Raw genomic sequence first — 18,249 nt, forward strand, 5'->3', positions numbered from 1 at the left:
CCTCCAAGAGATGGTTCGCTCTGCCTGGTAGCCGACTGGAGGAAACATGACTCAGACTGCCCACGGCGTCGAATTCAGCCAGCAGCTCTCGGAGACCCCGAAGTCTGCTGAGGAGCGTGCAGCTATCCTGGCAAACCCGGGATTTGGCGACTACTTCACCGACAACACCGTCATTGTCGACTACAGCGTTGACACAGAGGGCAACGGCGGTTGGCACAGTGCCCGCGTCGAGGCCTACGGACCGATTTCCCTGGATCCGTCGGCGGCAGTGCTGCACTACGGCCAGGAGATCTTCGAAGGACTCAAGGCTTACCGCCACGCTGACGGCTCCGTGTGGACGTTCCGTCCCGAGGCCAACGCTGCCCGCCTGAACAAGTCGGCGCGCCGCCTCGCCCTCCCGGAACTCCCCGAGGAATACTTCCTCGGTGCCATCCGCGAACTCGTGCAGGCGGACAAGGAATGGGTTCCGTCCGGCGACGGCGAAGCCCTGTACCTGCGCCCGTTCATGATCGCGACGGAGGCGTTCCTGGGTGTCCGCGCGGCCCGCGAGGTCTCGTTCCGGGTCATCGCTTCTCCGGCCGGCAACTACTTCGGCGGCGAGCTCAAGCCGGTATCCATCTGGATCTCCCGTGAATACGCGCGCGCCGGCCGCGGCGGCACCGGTGCAGCCAAGTGCGGTGGAAACTACGCCGCATCACTGATTGCCCAAATGGAAGCCGAGGAGAACGGCTGCAAGCAGGTCCTCTTCCTGGACCACTTCAACGACGACGCCGTCGAGGAACTCGGGGGCATGAACGTCTTCTTCGTCATGAAGGACGGCTCACTCGTCACTCCTGCACTCACCGGAACCATCCTCGAAGGCGTGACCCGTTCGTCCGTCATCCAGGTGGCGAAGGACACGGGCCGCGAGGTTTCCGAGCGCAAGATCACCCTTGCCGAGTGGCGCGACGGCGTTGCCTCCGGTGAAATCGCCGAGGTTTTCGCTTGCGGCACCGCGGCTGTCATTACGCCCATCGGAGTTCTCAAGGACAAGACCGAGTTCATCGGCTCCGAGGACGCCAAGGCCGGCGAAACCACCATGGCCATCCGCCAGCAGTTGCTCGGCATCCAGACCGGAACGGTCGAGGACAAGCACGGCTGGCTCACCCGCCTGGCTTAAGGTTCAGCAGAGCGCCCGACGGCGGCCTCCCACTGCGGTGGGCGGGTCGCCGTCGTCGGTTAACCCGCAAGCGGGCTGTTGCCGGGGCTGCCTTGCCGGATCCGCGGTTCGATGAGTGCTTCCATCTTGGACTGCAGATACTGCTGGCCCGCTGCGGACGGATGATCGCCGTCGGGACCAATGAGGTCCGCCGCGTCGTTCATGATCCAGCCGAGGTCGATGGGATCAACGAAGTCGGCGCCGGCTTTCGCGGCAGCGGCCCTGTCCTGGTCGCGGATGTTGAGCCTTTCCACCTCGGGCTTGCCCGTGTACGACGGCGGCCCGACCACCACGATGTCGGCGTCGGGAGCGCGGGACTTGACTGAGGCAAACGCGCGCGCTGCCGCGGCCTCGGTTTCCCCAGGGGTGGTTCCCATGTCATTTTCGGAACCGAAGAACAACACCAAGCGCGTCGCTTCCGTTACCGCCGTGTCCACCTGGGAACCGAAGGTCGATCCGTTGTCGCCGGCGCTGACATAACCGCTGCCATCATGCGCGGCATTGACGATGGTCGCATGGAACTGTTGAAAGCCGGGGTCCTTCTCCACAAGATTGGGCCACGCACCGGCTGGGGAAGTGCCGTGTCCCGTGCTGAGGGAGTCTCCGATAATCACCACAGTGGGCTGGCCCGGGGCCGCGGCGGACCGTGGTCCGGTGTCGGAGGAACAAGCGCTGAGGAAGGCGAGGGCTGAAAGACAGACCGTTGCGATCGCCGTCGTCCGGAGTCCGTGTCTCCGGGGTTGACTCCGCAGCAATTCGACCACTCCTCCGCAACTGTCGCCGAGCGTCCTTCCCGGTGCCTTGGCACCATGCTACGTCGTATGCCGTGCCGGCCCCGAGGCACCCGGCTTTCCGTTCCCGGGTCCGTCCACGCCGTGTGCCAAGATGGAGAAGTGAATCCGGCCAGTGACTCCTCTTTCCAGAACAGCAGTCCCTTCACCCGCTCGCTGCTCGCACCCAATCCGGGCCCGATGAGCCTCGACGGCACCAATTCGTACATCATTGCGGGTCCGGACGCCCGGGGAGTTGTCATCGTCGATCCCGGACCGCTCGACGAATCCCACCTGGCGGCACTCGCCGCTGCAGGAACGGTGGAGCTCGTTCTCATCACCCATCGCCACAAGGACCACACGGAGGCCTCCTTGCGCTTCCATGAACTCACCGGCGCGCCCGTCCGCGCGGCGGATCCGGTGCAGTGCCATGGCGGCGAACCGTTGCGGGCTGGCGAGGTCATCTATGCCGCGGGAGTGGAGATCCGCGTGCTGGCCACGCCGGGCCATACCTCCGACTCAGTCTGCTTTCACCTTCCGGGCGACGGGCCGGACGGCTCGGTGCTGACGGGCGATACCATCCTGGGGCGGGGTACCACCGTCCTGGACTATCCGGACGGAAGGCTGGGGGACTACCTCTCCAGCCTCGACACACTCGAAAGCCTTGGCCCGGCGACGCTGTTGCCCGCGCACGGCCCCGTTCTGCCGGCTGTCGACGCGGTGTGCCGCGAGTACCAGGCCCACAGGGAGATGCGCTTGGAGCAGATCCGTGAAGCCCTGGCGCGGCTCGGGGCCCAAGCCGGGGTCCAGGCAGTCACCGATGCGGTGTATCCCGACGTCGATCCTTCCGTTCGGTGGGCCGCTGAAACCTCGGTGGCGGCGCAATTGGACTATCTGCGCGGCTAGCAGACCCCTCCGCAGTGCGCGCGTAGCGTCCGCCTGCGGACGGTACGCTAGAACCCATGCGTATCGCCCGGTTTGTTGTTGATTCTGATCCCGTCTACGGCGTCGTTGAAGGTGAGCCCGGCAGTGAAGTCATCACTGTCATCCACGGCGACCCCTTCTTCAACGGCGTCGAGCGGACCTCGGTCCGCCACAAGCTGGAGGACGTGCGCCTGCTGGCACCGATCATTCCGCGCAGCAAGGTCATCGGCGTCGGGCGGAACTTCGCCGAACATGCCCGGGAACTCGGTAATGAAGTTCCGCAGCACCCCTTGCTGTTCCTGAAGCCGAACACCGCCGTCGTTGGCCCGAACGATCCGATCGTGTTGCCGGAGTTCTCGGAGGAGGTCTCCTTCGAAGCGGAACTCTGCGTCGTCATTGGCCGCATTTGCAAGGACGTGCCCGAAGACCGCGTGGACGACGTCATTTTCGGTTACACCTGCGGGAACGACCTCACGGCCCGCGACGTCCAGAAGACGGACCTGCAGTGGGCGCGCGCCAAGGGCTTCGACACCTCCGCGCCGCTCGGCCCGTGGATCGAGACGGAACTCGATCCCGAGGACCTGGCCATCAAGGGCTGGCTCAACGGCGAACTCCGCCAGGACGGCAGCACCAACCAGATGATCCGCAGCGTGCGGGAGCTGGTGTCGATCGTTTCGCAGGCTTTCACCCTGCTTCCCGGTGATGTCATCATGACCGGGACTCCGGCCGGCGTCGGGCTGGTCCAGGAGGGCGACCGCTACGAGATCGAGATCGAAGGCATCGGCCGCTTGTCCAACCCGGTAGTGCGCCGGTAAGGCTTTGGCGGGCCGCCGCAGGTCCTCCCGCCCCTAGCGGCACTGGGAATTCCGCCCACTGCCACGGGGTAAAGTTGGAACCATTATGACTACTGTTGCTGCGTCGAACTCTGCCGCCATTCCTGCCGTGACCGCCGAAACCCCGGTCCGCGTCCGGTTCTGCCCGTCGCCCACCGGAACTCCGCACGTTGGATTGATCCGTACGGCCCTGTTCAACTGGGCCTACGCCCGGCACACCGGCGGCAAGCTGATTTTCCGGATCGAGGACACCGACTCCGCCCGCGACAGCGAGGAGAGCTACCACCAACTGCTTGACGCGCTGAAGTGGCTCGGCATCGACTGGGACGAGGGCGTCGAAGTTGGCGGCCCGCACGAGCCGTACCGCCAGTCGCAGCGCGGCGACATGTACCAGGACGTCATCGCCAAGCTCAAGGCCGGCGGCCACATCTATGAGTCATTCTCCACTCCCGAGGAGATCGAGGCACGACACCGGGCTGCCGGGCGCGATCCCAAGCTCGGCTACGACGGCTTTGACCGCCATGTCACCGAGGAACAGCTCGCACAGTACAAGGCCGAGGGCCGCAACGCCGTGTTGCGCCTGCGCATGCCGGACGAAGACCTGACCTTCAACGACCTCGTGCGGGGGGAGATCACGTTCAAGGCCGGATCGGTGCCCGACTTCGCCGTGGTTCGTGCCAACGGAGCCCCGTTGTACACGCTGGTGAACCCCGTGGACGATGCACTCATGGGGATCACGCACGTCCTCCGCGGCGAGGATCTGCTCAGCTCCACTCCGCGGCAGATCGCCCTCTACCGTGCGCTCTACGCCATCGGCGTGGCCGAATACATGCCCGAGTTCGGCCACCTTCCCTACGTCATGGGCCAGGGCAACAAGAAGCTTTCCAAGCGCGATCCGGAATCCAGCTTGTTCCTGCACCGGGAACGCGGCTTCATCCGCGAAGGATTGCTCAACTACCTGTCCCTCCTGGGTTGGTCCCTGAGCGCTGACGAGGACATCTTCACCGTGGAGCAGCTCGTGGCCAGCTTCGACATCCACGATGTCCTGGGCAACCCTGCGCGCTTCGACATCAAGAAGGCCGAAGCCATCAATGGAACGCACGTCCGCATGCTCAGCCCGGAGGATTTCCGCCAGCGGCTTGTGCCGTACCTGCGTGCCGCAGGCTTCGTGGGGGAGATCCTGACTCCGCGCCAGGAAGAGATCCTCGCCGAGTCCGCGCCGCTGGTCCAGGAAAGGATCACCCTGCTGGGCGAGGCTCCGGAGATGCTCGCCTTCCTGTTCAAGAACGACGACGCGATCGACGTCGCCGACGACGCCCGAAAGGGCCTCCCCGAGAACCTGGGCGAGGTGCTGGACGCCGCATTGGCAGCATTGGAACCGCTCGCGGACTGGACAGCGGAAAGCATTCAGACAGCGCTCAAGCAGGCTTTGGTGGAGGATCTTGGCATCAAGCCGCGCCTTGCATTCGGCCCCGTGCGCACGGCAATTTCCGGCCGCCGCATATCGCCGCCGCTGTTCGAATCGATGGTCATCCTGGGCAAGGAATCCTCGCTCACCCGCTTGCGCGCGTTCCGCGGCTAGTTCAGGCACGCCGTGATCCACGCACTTCATGAGTCGTTCCGCACGGTCCGGGGCGTCCTGTTCGACATCGACGACACCCTGGTGGACCTTGAATACGCCATGACCACGGCCCTGCGTGACGTCAGCGAACACCTCCTGCCCGGCCTGGACCAGGCCGGGTGGGAGAAGTTCGGACGGATCTTCACGCACGAAACCACGCATTTCTATGACCGGTACCTCGCCGGTGAATTGACGTTCAACGAGCAGCGGCTGCTGCGCGGCCGTGCGGCGCTGGGGCACTTCGGCGTCGAGCTTGGCGGTGAGGACTCCCACACGTGGCTCAACGACTACTCGCGCCTGCAGCCCAGTTATGTCAGGGCCTTCAGCGACGTCCTGCCGGTCCTCGATGCCCTGGACGGCCTTGGCATCCCTTATGGCGCCGTGAGCAACAACGTCCATGACTACCAGCGGGTCAAGCTCGACAGCGCAGGACTCGCGCGGGTGTCGGTTCTCGTCGGCACGGACACCGTGGGCGTGCCCAAGCCGGACCCCGCCATTTACCTGGAAGGGGTCCGCCGCTTGGGCACCACCCCGGCTGAGACCCTTTTCGTGGGCGACAACCGACTTCTCGACGCCGACGGCGCCACTGCCGCCGGATTGCGCGGCATCTGGCTGAACCGCAACGGCGAGCCCGACTCCGATTTCTCCGACCGGGAAATAGATTCCTTGACGCGGTTGCTCGCCTGAGGCTTCCGCTACCCGGCCAGCCGGAACTTGCGCAGGAAAACGAACGCCCCGACGGAACCCGCCCCCAGGACGCCCACAAGCCCGAGCGCCGTACCGGTATCCGATTTCTCGGTCATGCTCGACGGCGATACCGCCGCAGCTCCCTGATGGAGTTCCGTGGTGCCCGCCGCGATTCGCGCATTTCCATCCGCGAGTTTGTTGGCACCGGTGGACAACTGGGCCGAGCCCGCCGCCAGTTTGGCATTTCCATCCGACAACTTGGAGGCACCCGCTGCCAACGCAGTGGACCCGTCCAGGAGACCGGGGGAGGAGGGATCCGCGGGGCTGCCCTTGATTCCCGTCATCAACGAGTCAGTGCCCGCAGCCAAGCGCGACGTTCCGTCTGTCATGCTGGCGGTGGCCTTGAGGAGACCCGGATGCTCGGGGTCGCCCGGTACGCCGTCCATGCCCACCCGGATCTTTGCAGTCCCGTCGGCGAGCATTTGGGTTCCCAGGACAACGCCCGGGGACGCTGGATCCTGGCTGTTGAGCTTCTGGGCGAGAGTGGCGAAACCGGCCGTCAGCTTGCCGGTCCCTGCCGCCAGCTTCCCCGTGCCGTCGGCAAGCCGGCCGGTGCCGTCATGCAGTTGGGTCGCTCCGGCCGAAAGCTGGCCCGCGCCGGCCTGCAATTGCGAAGCTCCCGCGTCAAGGCGGTGTGCGCCATCGTTGAGTGCATTGATCTGGGCCTTCAGCGCTGCCAGCGGCACCACGCCCTGGATGCCGTTGGCGGCGTCGGCGAGCTGCTGTAGCCCTTGGGCCAACGCGGCGGAGCCCGTTCCCTTGGTGGGGTCGTCGCCGGCTCCGGGGTAACCTTTGAGCTGATCGGTGCCCGCAGCGAGCCTGGAGGCGCCCGCGTCGAGTTGCGCAGCACCGGCGTCGAGCTGGGCGGCTCCGTTGTTGAGCTGGTTCGCGCCGTTGTTCAGTTGAGTGGCGCCGTCGCCGAGATTGTTCTCAGCGTTGCCGCCGGGCGTCGGAGTCAGCGCCGCGGAAAGTTGCACGGCACCGGCTGCGAGCTTCTGCGCGCCGTCGTCCACTTTGTAGACCCCCGGCGCAAGCTTGGCGTTGACGTCATTCTGGATTTTCACGGCACCTGTAGCGAGTTTGTCTGCTCCGTCCTTTAGCTGCTGGGCTCCAGGGGCCAGCTTGCCTTGGATTCCGTTCTGGACTTTTGAGGCGCCATCCGCCAGCTTCGCCGCACCTGTCCCGGCCTCCGCAGCTCCGCCTGCAAGCCTCGCTGCGCCGTCTTTTAGCTGGCCGGCGCCGGCAGAGGCCTGTGCGGCACCGTCATCGAGCTGCGCCGACCCTGCCGCGATCTTCCCGATGACCAAGGTGTAGAAGCCGAGGAGGGCTATGAGCAGAAGTGCGAGTACGGCGATGGCGATGATCTGGGCACGGCTTCGTGTTCTGGTGGCATTGGCAGGGTTCGGTGTCATGGGCAATTCCTCTCGATGACTTCCCGGCAGCGGCACTGCTGCCGGGGATCCCCCCATGTGACGCAGCCAACAGGCGTTCCGGCCTGGAGCTGTGCCACGAAACAAGTGCGTGGCGTTGGTTACCGATTGGTAACTTACCGAGAGTAAACCTAGGATCCGGTCGATTGCAAGGGTTTTTCCCAGTTCGTCCGTTCGCTCGGGACGGGGCCGGGCCGGCCTCGAACCTGCGTGCTCGATTTGTGTGCATCGAAAGTCTCGGGTAAAGTAATTACTCGTGCTGAGGGGCACGGAGCGAAGGTTTACGCCATCGAATCCGGCCTAAAAGTGCCAATGGGATATGGTGTAATTGGCAACACTACGGTTTCTGGTACCGTCATTCTAGGTTCGAGTCCTGGTATCCCAGCTCTGAATAATCCGCATATTTGTGCGGGAATTCGGAGTTTCTCATCGGTTTGCCGATTTGAAACAAGGCTGAATGTGTGAAATACTCATTCAGCTTGAATACCGGAAGCGGAATTCACAAAGTGGTAAAACACAGTGCAAGGCCCCATCGTATAGCGGCCTAGTACGCTGCCCTCTCACGGCGGTAACGCGGGTTCGAATCCCGCTGGGGTCACCAATGAATCCCCCGGAACCAACAGGTTCCGGGGGATTTTTCTTTGTCTCGGTTGGATGGAACGTCGGACGCCGTACCTTTCTCCCCTTGCTTGCTGCTCTCCCCTTGCTTGCTGCGCGAAAGTCCAGGGGTGCCGCGATTCGCCGTGTCGCAAACGCTTTTCCGGCTCAAAAGAGGGAACGCCGTACGGGTGGCGCTCAGGTGGTCTTTTGGAGGGCTTCCGCGGCGTCCCTGACTTTGATGAGCGTGCGCAGGTTCCGGGTGGTGGTGCTCGCTTTATAACGCGCCTTGGCGGCGAGCTTGCTGAAGGGGCTATCCAGGGTGCCTCCCGCCGGGGCGAGCCATGCCGAGGCCTCGGGACCCAGCCGGACATGCTCGACGCCGCCGTGCCCTGGTGCCCCGAGAGCCGTGCCGGCGTCGAATAGTTCATCCAACATGGCAGTGTCAGAGGCGAGGGTGATGTAGCTGTGCGTGGCTTTGTCGTCGGCCGGGTAGGGGCAGGCTTCGACTAGTTCGGCGACCCTTTCGGCGGTCAGGACCACCACCCAGGCGTCGTAGCCAAAGGCTTCCCTCAGGCACTTCTCAAACTGCTCCTTGACTCCCGCGGCGTCGAGCTCGCTCTTGAGTACCGCGTTGCCACTGGCCAGCAGGGTCTTGACGTCATTGAAGGGATACGCCGCGAGGGCCGCTTTGAGGTCGGCCATTTTGATGTTGATCCCGCCCACGTTGATCCCGCGCAGGAACACGGCAAAGCTGTTCATGCGCCTACCCTACCTGCGCCCCTCGACGAGAGGGGCGCCACGGCGAGGCAGTCGGGAATCGGGACGCGGCTAGTCGTTGTTTTTACGCAGGGCTTCGGTCAATACCCGGGCGGCGTTGCAGACGACTTCGGCGTGGAGTCTTCCCGGCTGACGGGTCAGGCGCTCGATGGGGCCGGAGATGGATACCGCGGCAATGACGCGGCCGGAAGGGCCGCGCACGGGTGCGGACACCGAGGCGACGCCAGGCTCGCGTTCGCCGAGGCTCTGGGCCCAGCCCCGGCGTCGTACTCCCGCCAGGACGGTGGGCGTAAAGCGGGCGTTCTGGAGTCCGTCCAAGAGGCGGTCGTGGTCTTCCCACGCCAACAGGATCTGGGCGGCGGAGCCGGCCTTCATGGAGAGCTGGGTGCCCACGGGAATGGTGTCGCGCAGGCCGATCGGGCGTTCCGCCGAAGCGACGCAGACACGCCAGTCGCCCTGGCGGCGGAAGATCTGGGCGCTTTCGCCCGTGGCGTCCCTCAATTGGATCAGGACAGGGCCGGCGGAAGCGATGAGCCGGTCTTCGCCGGCTGCCGAGGCAAGCTCGACAAGGCGGCTGCCGAGGACGAAGCGTCCTTGGATATCGCGGCTCACAAGGCGGTGGTGGACGAGCGCCAGCGCCAGCCGGTGCACGGTGGGGCGGGCCAGTCCCGTTGCTGCCACAAGTTGAGCCAAGGTGGTTGGCCCCGCCTCAAGTGCGTCGAGCACTTGGGCTGCTTTATCGATGACGCCGACTCCACTAGAATTGTCCATGTAATGATATTGCCGTCTCAATATCTGAGATGCAAGTTGTTTCACTGGCGCAGTTCGGATCGCTGATGTTCAGTGGAAGTAGTCAAGCCAACCGCAGTGAAGGGAGCAGGCCGTGGGAAAGACACTGGCCGAGAAAGTTTGGGATGCGCACGTGGTGCGCAAGGGCGAAGGCGAAGGAGCCAACGCCCAGCCCGATCTTCTGTTCATCGACCTGCACCTCGTGCATGAGGTGACCTCCCCGCAGGCGTTCGAGGGCTTGCGCCTCGCCGGACGCCCCCTGCGCCGGCCCGACCTCACCATCGCCACGGAAGACCACAACACGCCGACCCTGGACATCGACAAGCCGATCGCCGACCTGACCAGCCGGACGCAGATCCAGACCCTGCGCAACAACTGCAAGGAGTTCGGAGTCCGCCTGCACTCACTCGGCGACGCCGAGCAGGGCATTGTGCATGTTGTCGGCCCGCAGCTGGGCCTCACCCAGCCCGGCATGACGGTTGTCTGCGGCGATTCGCACACCTCGACCCACGGTGCCTTCGGGGCGCTCGCGATGGGCATCGGCACCTCCGAGGTGGAACACGTCATGGCCACCCAGACGCTGTCCCTCAAGCCGTTCAAGACCATGGCCATCAACGTCGAAGGCACCCTGCGCCCAGGCGTGTCGGCAAAGGACATCATCCTGGCAGTCATCGCGAAGATCGGCACCGGCGGCGGCCAGGGCTACGTCCTCGAGTACCGCGGCTCGGCCATCCGGGCCCTCTCCATGGATGCCCGCATGACCATCTGCAACATGTCCATCGAGGCTGGCGCCCGCGCCGGACTGGTGGCTCCGGACCAGACGACGTACGACTTCATGTACGGCCGCCCGCACGCTCCGCAGGGCGAGGAGTGGGATGCCGCCGTCGAATACTGGAACACGCTGCACACTGACGATGACGCCGCTTTCGATGTCGAGGTGGACCTCGACGCCGATACCTTGGAGCCGTTCGTGACCTGGGGGACCAACCCGGGCCAGGGGATTTCGCTCAACGAAGCCGTGCCCTTCCCCGCGGACTTCGGTGACGAGAACGCCAAGCTGGCCGCGGAACGGGCCCTGCAGTATATGGGTCTCGAAGCCGGCACGCCCATGAAGGACATCCGGGTGGACACGGTCTTCCTGGGCTCCTGCACCAACTCCCGCATCGAGGACCTCCGTGCCGCGGCCGACGTCATCCGCGGACGGGAAAAGGACCCGAAGGTCCGGATGCTGGTGGTTCCCGGTTCGGCTCGTGTCCGCCTGGAAGCCGAAGCCGAGGGCCTGGACAAGGTGTTCAAGGAATTCGGCGCTGAATGGCGCTTCGCCGGCTGCTCCATGTGCCTGGGCATGAATCCAGACCAGCTGGAACCGGGGGAGCGCTGCGCGTCCACCTCGAACCGCAACTTCGAAGGACGCCAGGGCAAGGGCGGCCGCACCCACCTGGTTTCGCCGGTCGTCGCCGCAGCCACGGCAGTACGCGGAACGCTGAGCTCGCCTTCGGACCTGGAGCCCGCCTCTGTTTCCGCATCCACCACCACCGACGCCGCCTAGGAGGATCCCCATGGAAAAGTTCACCACCCACACCGGCATCGGTGTCCCGCTGCGCCAGAGCAATGTTGACACCGACCAGATCATTCCAGCGGTCTACCTGAAGCGGATCACGCGTACCGGTTTCGAAGACGCCCTGTTCTCGGCGTGGCGCAAAGACCCGTCCTTCATCCTGAACCAGGAACCCTTCAACGCCGGCTCCGTGCTTGTGGCGGGACCCGATTTCGGTACCGGTTCGTCCCGCGAGCACGCGGTCTGGGCATTGAAGGACTACGGGTTCAAAGCTGTATTGTCTTCCCGGTTCGCGGATATTTTCCGCGGCAACTCGGGAAAGCAAGGGCTCTTGGCGGCCGAGCTTGCCCAGGACGACATCGAGCTCATCTGGAAGGTCCTCGAAAACGCGCCCGGCACCGAAGTCAAGGTGGACCTCGTGTCCAAGACGGTTGAGTGCGGTAACGTCGTGGCACCCTTCGAGATCGATGACTACACCCGTTGGCGCCTCCTCGAGGGCCTGGATGACATCGGGCTGACGCTGCAGCACGAGGAAGACATCACGGCCTACGAGGCCACGAGGCCTTCCTTCAAGCCGAAAACCCTCCCTGCGCGAATCCAGTAGCTCGCATCAACGAGCTTCTGCGCCGTGAAAGGACCGGCGCACCCGAAGGAACGGGTGCGCCGGTCCTTTTCGTGTGCGTGGCACTCCGGTTCGCCGGGCACGAACGCGGGGTCACTTAGGGCCCATGCCGCGCGGCAGCATGGGCCCTAAGTGACCCCGCGTCGCGGAAAGGCCAGCCCGCCGTCGTCGTATGTGGAAAAGTCCGCCATGCAATGCCGATTCCGTCCCCTTCAGCACCAGCAAACCCGCCTTCGCCACGCCCCTCCATTTCGAATCGGTAACGTCAGCTTTTATGCTTAGCTGGAGCCTTCGTAAGTGTGGGGGCATCAACTCGTGAGGAAACCGGTATAGATGAGTAGTGTTCTGACAATCCGCGGCGGCGTCCCCTTGACCGGCCGCGTCACCGTCAGAGGTGCCAAGAACCTTGTTCCCAAGGCCATGGTGGCTTCCCTCCTCGGCAATGAACCCTCGGTGTTGAGGAACGTTCCGGAGATCAAGGACGTGGAGGTCGTCACCAGCCTGTTGCAGCTTCATGGCGTGACTGTCCAGAAGGATCCCGTCACCGGCGATCTCACTCTGGACCCCAAGAATGCGAAGACTGCGTCCAGCACCGCTATCGACGCACACGCCGGCGACTCCCGCATCCCGATCCTGCTGTGCGGTCCGTTGATCCATGCCATCGGCGAAGCATTCATTCCCGATCTCGGCGGCTGCAAGATCGGCGACCGGCCGATCGACTACCACTTGAACGTGCTCCGCCAGTTTGGCGCCGTCGTCGAAAAGCGCCCGGGCGGCATCCACATCTCCGCTCCCAAGGGCCTCCATGGCGCGAAGATCTCCCTCCCGTACCCGTCGGTGGGAGCTACGGAGCAAGTCCTGCTGAGCGCCACGCGGGCAGAGGGCATCACCGAACTCAGCGGTGCCGCCACCGAACCGGAAATCATCGACCTCATCGCGGTGCTCCAGAAGATGGGCGCCATCATCAGCGTCCAGACCGATCGCACCATCCGGATCGAGGGCGTCCGCGACCTGGGCGGCTACGACCACCGCGCCCTGGCAGACCGCAATGAATCGGCGTCGTGGGCTTCCGCCGCCTTGGTGACGCGTGGAGACATCTTTGTTGAAGGTGCTTCCCAGCGGGACATGATGACTTTCCTCAACACCTACCGCAAGGTGGGCGGCGGCATGGACATCCGCGAGGACGGCATCCGTTTCTACCACCCCGGCGGAAAGCTGAGCCCCCTCGTCCTTGAAACGGACGTGCACCCGGGCTTCATGACCGATTGGCAACAACCACTCGTGGTCGCCTTGACGCAGGCTGAAGGCGTATCGATCGTCCACGAAACCGTGTACGAGAACCGTTTCGGCTTCACCGACGCGCTGACCCGCATGGGCGCAACCATCCAGGTCCACCGCGAATGCCTTGGAAGCGTGCCATGCCGCTTCGGCCAGCGCAATTTCCTGCATTCCGCCGTCGTCTCGGGACCTACTCCGCTGCGGGGCACCGACATTGACATTCCCGACCTCCGTGGCGGATTCAGCCACCTTATTGCGGCGCTTGCCGCGACCGGTACGTCCAGGGTGACCGGGATCGACATCATCAACCGCGGCTACGAGCGTTTCACTGAAAAACTTGCCGGGCTGGGCGCCGATTTCGACCTCACCGAATCCAAGTAACGGGGGATACCTTGAAGGAATCGGCCCAGAGCCGTGCCATGTTCGCTGTTCTTGCGGGAGTTGCGCGACCGCTCATGAACATCCTCATGGCAAAGAAGTGGGAGGGGACCGAAAAGCTCCCCGCGGGTGGCTTCATTGCGGCCCCGAACCACTGCACCGAAATCGACCCGATTGTGGTGGGGCACATGCTCTACAACATGAAGCGTCCACCGCATTTCCTCGCGAAATCCGGCCTCTTCAAGGTCCCCGTCCTGGGTAGCCTTTTGCGCGCTGCGAACCAGATACCCGTGGAGCGCTCGACGGCGGGGGCGAACCGTTCGTTGCAAGCCGCCCAGGAAGTGGTGGATGCCGGCGGTGCCATCATCATTTACCCTGAGGGCACGCTGACGCGCGATCCTGATTTGTGGCCGATGAAGGGTCACACGGGAGCGGCGCGCCTGGCGCTCCAGACCGGTGCTCCCGTGGTTCCCATCGCCCATTGGGGTGCCCAAGAGGTGTTCCCCCGTTACGCCAAGCGCCTGCATGTCTTCCCACGGAAGACTTCCCGCATCCTGGTCGGCGATCCGGTTGATCTCAGCGCTTTCGAAGGCCGACCGCTGGATCGGGCCACCCTGGTTGAGGCTACGGACGTCGTCATGGACGCCATCACGGAGCTCCTTGCAACCTTGCGCGGGGAAGAACCGCCCAAGGAACGCTGGGACCCTGCCGCCCACAACCAGTCGAAGCACGGTCGCTTCCAAGCGACTGAAGGAACCTCGGGCGCCGATGGCACGGACGGACAGAAGTGACCTCCGGGGAAGAACTCATAGGCGATAACGGTGTTGTCGCCGTGCTTGGCGCGGGATCCTGGGGTACCACGTTCGCGAAAGTCCTGGCGGATGCTGCGATAGCCACCGGTGCGGAGCGGATCATCCGGATTTGGGGCCGGCGGGACGAAGTGGTTGCCCAGATCAACACGGAGCACCGTAACGCCCAGTACTTGAAGGACATTGCGCTGCCCGATTCCATCACGGCCTCCACGGATGTGGCCGAGGTCCTTGCGGGCGCCGGGCTCGTGATTCTGGCCGTGCCGGCGCAGTCGCTTCGGCTTCAACTGCGCAAATGGAAACCACTCGTGGCTCCCGGCGCCGTGGTCGTTTCCCTCATGAAGGGCCTTGAACTCGGTACCGATTCCCGCATGAGCCAAGTGATTTCCGAGGAACTCGACATTCCGCAGGAACGGGTCGCCGTCGTTTCAGGCCCCAACCTGGCAATGGAGATCGCGCGCCGGGAACCCACGGCCTCCGTGGTGGCATGCAGCGACGAAGCAACGGCTGCATCATTCGCGCTCTACTGCACCGCGCCGTACTTCCGCCCCTACACGAGCAACGACGTGATCGGCGTCGAAATCGGGGGAATCGTGAAAAACGTGATCGCCCTCGCCGTCGGCATCTGCGAAGGCAAGCAAATGGGCGACAATACCAAGGCGTCCGTGATCACTCGCGGCCTTGCGGAAACCTCCCGGTTGGCGCTTGCCCTCGGTGGCGAGGCACGCACCATTGCTGGCCTCGCCGGGCTCGGAGACCTGGTTGCCACCTGCTCTTCGCCCTTGTCCAGGAACCATACGGCAGGACGCTTGCTCGGCGAAGGTTTGACGCTGGAACAGGTCACCGAGCGCATGACCCAGACGGCGGAAGGCATCAAATCCGGGTACGCTGTCTACGAACTAGCTGGAAAACTCGGCGTCGACATGCCGATCACCGCGGCCGTGGTAGCCGTCCTCGAAGGCAAACTGTCCGTTGATGAACTTGGGCCCAGACTCCTGGCCCGCTCCCTGAAGTCCGAAGGCGATTACTGACTGTGACCGAAGAATCCCTGTCTGCCGGAACTGCCGAGACTGCCGCTTCCACCGGAACTGCCGAGTCCACCGGAACTGCCGAGTCGGCGATGCCGGCCGCTCACCGGCGGCCCCGCGTCGCCGTGCTCTTTGGCGGTCGGTCCAGCGAACACGCAGTCAGTTGCGTGACGGCGGCCGGCGTCATGGGCGCCATCGACAAAGACAAGTACGACGTCGTCCCCATCGGGATTGCCAAGTCGGGCCAGTGGGTGATCCCCTCCGCTGACATCAGCCAGTGGTCGCTGAGCGCAACGGCCTTGCCTGAGGTGCCTCCTTCGGGGAAGACCGTCACCCTCGCCGAGGTGGGTGGAGCCCACCAATTGATCGTCACGGCGCCGAACGCAGTGCCTGAGGAACTTGGTTCCGTGGACGTCGTGTTTCCGCTCCTGCACGGGCCCTGGGGCGAGGACGGCACCATCCAGGGTCTTTTGGAGCTTTCCGACACCCGCTATGTGGGAGCCGGAGTGCTGGCATCCGCCGTCGGCATGGACAAGCATTTCATGAAGGTCGTTTTCGAGGCCGCCGGCCTTACGGTGGGACCGTATGTCGCAGTCACTGACCGTGATTGGATCAACGACGCCGAAGCCGTGCGCAAGCGTGTTGACCGCCTCGGCTTTCCCGTGTTCGTGAAGCCCGCCCGGGCCGGTTCCTCGATGGGGATCTCCAAGGTTGACTCGATGGACGGATTGGATGCCGCCATCGACGAGGCACGGAGGCACGACCTCAAGCTCGTGATCGAGGCCGGCATTGTGGGCCGCGAAATCGAGTGCGCCGTCCTGGAAGGACGAGGCACCGCGGTCCCGCGAACCTCCATGCCCGGGGAGATCGCCGTAGCTCCAGGCGAACACGAGTTCTACGACTTCAACGCCAAATATGTGGAGGACGGCGCCGCAGCCCTGAGCTGCCCGGCCGATATTCCCGCCGAGGCCATTGCACGCGTCCGTGAACTCGCTGCGGCTGCCTTCGACGCTGTCGGTGCAGAAGGCCTCAGCCGCGTGGACTTTTTCTACACGCCGGACGGCGAACTCATCATCAACGAAATCAATACGATGCCCGGATTCACCCCGAAGAGCATGTATCCGCAAATGTGGGCGGCCTCCGGGCTTGGCTACGCCGAGTTGATCGACGAGCTCATCTACCTGGCGCTCAACCGCAAAACCGGCCTGCGCTGACAGAAGGCTGTCGCTGACAGCCTGCTGCGGCACGCCTGCTACTTGCCGGGGGCGCCGGTGGGCAGGTTCTGCAGCAGCTCAGGCTGGCCGACGCACTTGCGGACGGCCTTGATCTTCGACGCCGCCGGTGCAAGGTCCGCAAGGACCGTGGCGGAGCTGATCTTGTTCGGGTCCATGAGGATCTCCGTGGCGGGCTCGCGACCATAGGTGGTCAGGGTCCATGCCGGGTTGCCTTCCTTGATGACCCAGTCGACGTCGTTCACGGTGACGCAGCGGTCCGTGGTGGGGCCGGGCACATTGACCCCGCAACGCAGAATCAGCACCGACGGGTCGCCCCATGCCGCCGTGGCCTGGCTATTGGTCTTCCGCAGCGCGGCATCGCCGATCGTGTCCGGGAGCGCCACCATCATGGGCGCGCAGGCGGCATTCGCGGCATCGGCCGCGGGCTGGACGTCGACCACGGGGGAGCAGGCTGCAAGGCTGAGGACCGAAACCGCCGCGGCTGTCAATGAACAGAGGACGCGAACGTACACAGCGGCTTTCGTTTGTTGCATTGATCAAGCCTATCGCGGCTGCGGCAAACCGAGGATCGGAGCAACGGGCGCCAACGGACAGCCCTTTGATGTCGGCGGTTCGCGATAGCGTAGAGCTGTGTCCATAGAACAACAGACTGTCGGTGAGCTCTCCGAAGGGGAGCTCCTCGCACGCATCTTTCCGCGCCTGAAGCACAGCAGCAGCGTGCTGCTCGGGCCGGGCGACGACGCCGCCGTCGTCGCTGCCCCGGATGGCCGGACCCTGATTTCCATCGACACCCAGACCCAGGACCAGGACTTCCGGCTGGAATGGAACAACGGATACCGGACCACCGGGTATGACGTCGGCTGGAAGTCGGCGGCACAGAATCTCAGCGACATCAACGCGATGGGCGGCACTGCCGTATCCCTCGTCGTCAGCCTGACCATGCCGCCCGGAACTCCGGTCCTGTGGGTCGAGGACTTCGCCGATGGCCTGACGGCCGGCATCGTCGGACTGGGGGCACCCGATTGTTCAGTCGCCGGGGGAGACCTCGGCCGTGGCCGCGAAATCGCGGTGACCGTTGCCGTCGTCGGGACGATGCATGGGCTGCCCGCCGTCCTCCGCTCCGGGGCCCGTCCCGGTGACACCCTGGCCCTTGCCGGAACTGTTGGACGAGCTGCCGCGGGACTTGCCCTCCTCGAAAGCACCATACCCGTGGGCCAGCTGAACGCTGCCCAGCGCGCACTCATGGACAGCCAGTGCCGGCCGCAGCCGCCCCTCGCCGCAGGACCGCTGGGTGCCAAGGCAGGCGCAACCGCCATGATGGATGTCTCGGACGGGCTCCTGCGCGACGCCGGCCGCCTCGCCGTAGCCAGCGGCGTCGTCCTCGACCTCGACCCCATCGCGCTCAAGGCCCTCGCCACTCCCTTGGAAGCCGCCTCGGCTCCCCTTGGCCTCGATCCCATGGAATGGGTCCTGGGTGGCGGAGAGGACCATGGACTGCTGGCGACATTTCCAGCAAATGTTCAGCTACCTTCCGGCTTCACTGCGATAGGCTCGATCCAGGCCGTTGCCGAAGGACAGCACAGCGGCGTCCGGATAGCGGGAATGCCCGCTGACACCGCGGGATGGGATCACTTTGCAGACTAAGATTGCCG

At 64.5% G+C, this 18,249-nt stretch carries 17 protein-coding genes and 2 tRNA genes; 14 read left to right on the plus strand and 5 right to left on the minus strand.

What is annotated here, in order from left to right; genetic code table 11:
- The first annotated feature begins 46 nt into the window (after positions 1 to 46).
- The gene (locus KNN17_RS03305) at positions 47 to 1,159 is read left to right on the plus strand and encodes a branched-chain amino acid aminotransferase (protein ID WP_241707474.1); all 1,113 of its coding nucleotides are present in this window, start codon (positions 47 to 49) and stop codon (positions 1,157 to 1,159) included.
- A gap of 59 nt (positions 1,160 to 1,218) precedes the next feature.
- Here KNN17_RS03305 and KNN17_RS03310 read toward each other — a convergent pair whose 3' ends face one another.
- Positions 1,219 to 1,812 (minus strand): SGNH/GDSL hydrolase family protein, encoded by a 594-nt coding sequence (locus KNN17_RS03310; RefSeq protein ID WP_241707475.1) that lies wholly within the window; start codon positions 1,810 to 1,812, stop codon positions 1,219 to 1,221.
- 279 nt (positions 1,813 to 2,091) lie between these two features.
- On the opposite strand from KNN17_RS03310, the gene KNN17_RS03315 reads away from it, so the two are divergent.
- From KNN17_RS03315 to KNN17_RS03330, 4 genes are all read left to right on the plus strand, one after another.
- The gene (locus KNN17_RS03315) at positions 2,092 to 2,874 is read left to right on the plus strand and encodes an MBL fold metallo-hydrolase (protein ID WP_241707476.1); all 783 of its coding nucleotides are present in this window, start codon (positions 2,092 to 2,094) and stop codon (positions 2,872 to 2,874) included.
- 56 nt (positions 2,875 to 2,930) lie between these two features.
- Entirely contained in the window at positions 2,931 to 3,707 is a 777-nt protein-coding gene (locus KNN17_RS03320; RefSeq protein WP_241707477.1) for a fumarylacetoacetate hydrolase family protein, read from the plus strand.
- Between the two features lie 85 nt (positions 3,708 to 3,792).
- The gene (gene gltX, locus KNN17_RS03325; RefSeq protein WP_078108585.1) at positions 3,793 to 5,307 is read left to right on the plus strand and encodes a glutamate--tRNA ligase; all 1,515 of its coding nucleotides are present in this window, start codon (positions 3,793 to 3,795) and stop codon (positions 5,305 to 5,307) included.
- A gap of 12 nt (positions 5,308 to 5,319) precedes the next feature.
- Positions 5,320 to 6,033 (plus strand): HAD family hydrolase, encoded by a 714-nt coding sequence (locus KNN17_RS03330; RefSeq protein ID WP_241707478.1) that lies wholly within the window; start codon positions 5,320 to 5,322, stop codon positions 6,031 to 6,033.
- An 8-nt stretch (positions 6,034 to 6,041) separates the two neighbouring features.
- Here KNN17_RS03330 and KNN17_RS03335 read toward each other — a convergent pair whose 3' ends face one another.
- Positions 6,042 to 7,505, minus strand: coding sequence for a hypothetical protein (locus KNN17_RS03335; RefSeq protein ID WP_241707479.1), 1,464 nt, complete (start codon positions 7,503 to 7,505; stop codon positions 6,042 to 6,044).
- 331 nt (positions 7,506 to 7,836) lie between these two features.
- Between KNN17_RS03335 and KNN17_RS03340 the strand changes: the two genes are divergently transcribed.
- Positions 7,837 to 7,908, plus strand: a tRNA-Gln gene (locus tag KNN17_RS03340).
- 140 nt (positions 7,909 to 8,048) lie between these two features.
- Positions 8,049 to 8,124 (plus strand) — tRNA-Glu (locus KNN17_RS03345).
- Between the two features lie 194 nt (positions 8,125 to 8,318).
- On the opposite strand, the gene KNN17_RS03350 is transcribed toward KNN17_RS03345, so the two are convergent.
- On the minus strand, positions 8,319 to 8,882 hold the full coding sequence (locus KNN17_RS03350) for a DUF1697 domain-containing protein (protein WP_241707480.1): 564 nt from the start codon (positions 8,880 to 8,882) through the stop codon (positions 8,319 to 8,321).
- Between the two features lie 69 nt (positions 8,883 to 8,951).
- Positions 8,952 to 9,671, minus strand: a complete 720-nt coding sequence (locus KNN17_RS03355) for an IclR family transcriptional regulator (protein WP_028264661.1) — start codon at positions 9,669 to 9,671, stop codon at positions 8,952 to 8,954.
- Between the two features lie 112 nt (positions 9,672 to 9,783).
- Between KNN17_RS03355 and leuC the strand changes: the two genes are divergently transcribed.
- The 6 genes from leuC to KNN17_RS03385 all read left to right on the plus strand — a co-directional run bounded on the left by leuC (position 9,784) and on the right by KNN17_RS03385 (position 16,576).
- Entirely contained in the window at positions 9,784 to 11,238 is a 1,455-nt protein-coding gene (leuC, locus tag KNN17_RS03360) for a 3-isopropylmalate dehydratase large subunit (RefSeq protein ID WP_241707481.1), read from the plus strand.
- A 10-nt stretch (positions 11,239 to 11,248) separates the two neighbouring features.
- Positions 11,249 to 11,851, plus strand: coding sequence for a 3-isopropylmalate dehydratase small subunit (leuD, locus tag KNN17_RS03365; RefSeq protein WP_078108589.1), 603 nt, complete (start codon positions 11,249 to 11,251; stop codon positions 11,849 to 11,851).
- Between the two features lie 351 nt (positions 11,852 to 12,202).
- On the plus strand, positions 12,203 to 13,528 hold the full coding sequence (gene murA / locus KNN17_RS03370) for a UDP-N-acetylglucosamine 1-carboxyvinyltransferase (RefSeq protein ID WP_059387657.1): 1,326 nt from the start codon (positions 12,203 to 12,205) through the stop codon (positions 13,526 to 13,528).
- Between the two features lie 11 nt (positions 13,529 to 13,539).
- Positions 13,540 to 14,316, plus strand: a complete 777-nt coding sequence (locus KNN17_RS03375) for a lysophospholipid acyltransferase family protein (RefSeq protein WP_241707482.1) — start codon at positions 13,540 to 13,542, stop codon at positions 14,314 to 14,316.
- Positions 14,313 to 15,365, plus strand: a complete 1,053-nt coding sequence (locus tag KNN17_RS03380; RefSeq protein WP_241707483.1) for an NAD(P)H-dependent glycerol-3-phosphate dehydrogenase — start codon at positions 14,313 to 14,315, stop codon at positions 15,363 to 15,365. Before KNN17_RS03375 ends, KNN17_RS03380 begins: the two co-directional genes overlap by 4 nt.
- An 89-nt stretch (positions 15,366 to 15,454) precedes the next feature.
- Positions 15,455 to 16,576 carry a D-alanine--D-alanine ligase family protein gene (locus tag KNN17_RS03385; protein ID WP_078108626.1) on the plus strand — a complete coding sequence of 374 codons (1,122 nt, stop codon included), beginning with the start codon at positions 15,455 to 15,457 and terminating at the stop codon, positions 16,574 to 16,576.
- A gap of 38 nt (positions 16,577 to 16,614) precedes the next feature.
- Here KNN17_RS03385 and KNN17_RS03390 read toward each other — a convergent pair whose 3' ends face one another.
- Positions 16,615 to 17,130, minus strand: a complete 516-nt coding sequence (locus KNN17_RS03390; protein ID WP_241707484.1) for a DUF3515 family protein — start codon at positions 17,128 to 17,130, stop codon at positions 16,615 to 16,617.
- Between the two features lie 97 nt (positions 17,131 to 17,227).
- Here KNN17_RS03390 and thiL point away from each other — a divergent pair, with 97 nt between their 5' ends.
- Positions 17,228 to 18,241: a thiamine-phosphate kinase gene (gene thiL / locus KNN17_RS03395; protein ID WP_241707485.1), complete on the plus strand. Its 1,014-nt coding sequence runs from the start codon at positions 17,228 to 17,230 to the stop codon at positions 18,239 to 18,241.
- Positions 18,242 to 18,249 lie beyond the last annotated feature (8 nt).

The organism is Arthrobacter bambusae (assembly GCF_022606295.1).
GTDB lineage: Bacteria > Actinomycetota > Actinomycetes > Actinomycetales > Micrococcaceae > Arthrobacter > Arthrobacter bambusae_A.

Bases quoted from the DNA above. Each gene is read 5' to 3' on its own strand.
- KNN17_RS03305 (WP_241707474.1), top strand. From the start codon at position 47: ATGACTCAGACTGCCCACGGCGTCGAATTCAGCCAGCAGCTCTCGGAG.
- KNN17_RS03320 (WP_241707477.1), top strand. From the start codon at position 2,931: ATGCGTATCGCCCGGTTTGTTGTTGATTCTGATCCCGTCTACGGCGTC.
- gltX (WP_078108585.1), top strand. From the start codon at position 3,793: ATGACTACTGTTGCTGCGTCGAACTCTGCCGCCATTCCTGCCGTGACC.
- KNN17_RS03335 (WP_241707479.1), bottom strand. From the start codon at position 7,505: ATGACACCGAACCCTGCCAATGCCACCAGAACACGAAGCCGTGCCCAG.
- KNN17_RS03350 (WP_241707480.1), bottom strand. From the start codon at position 8,882: ATGAACAGCTTTGCCGTGTTCCTGCGCGGGATCAACGTGGGCGGGATC.
- KNN17_RS03355 (WP_028264661.1), bottom strand. From the start codon at position 9,671: ATGGACAATTCTAGTGGAGTCGGCGTCATCGATAAAGCAGCCCAAGTG.
- leuD (WP_078108589.1), top strand. From the start codon at position 11,249: ATGGAAAAGTTCACCACCCACACCGGCATCGGTGTCCCGCTGCGCCAG.
- murA (WP_059387657.1), top strand. From the start codon at position 12,203: ATGAGTAGTGTTCTGACAATCCGCGGCGGCGTCCCCTTGACCGGCCGC.
- KNN17_RS03385 (WP_078108626.1), top strand. From the start codon at position 15,455: ATGCCGGCCGCTCACCGGCGGCCCCGCGTCGCCGTGCTCTTTGGCGGT.
- KNN17_RS03390 (WP_241707484.1), bottom strand. From the start codon at position 17,130: ATGCAACAAACGAAAGCCGCTGTGTACGTTCGCGTCCTCTGTTCATTG.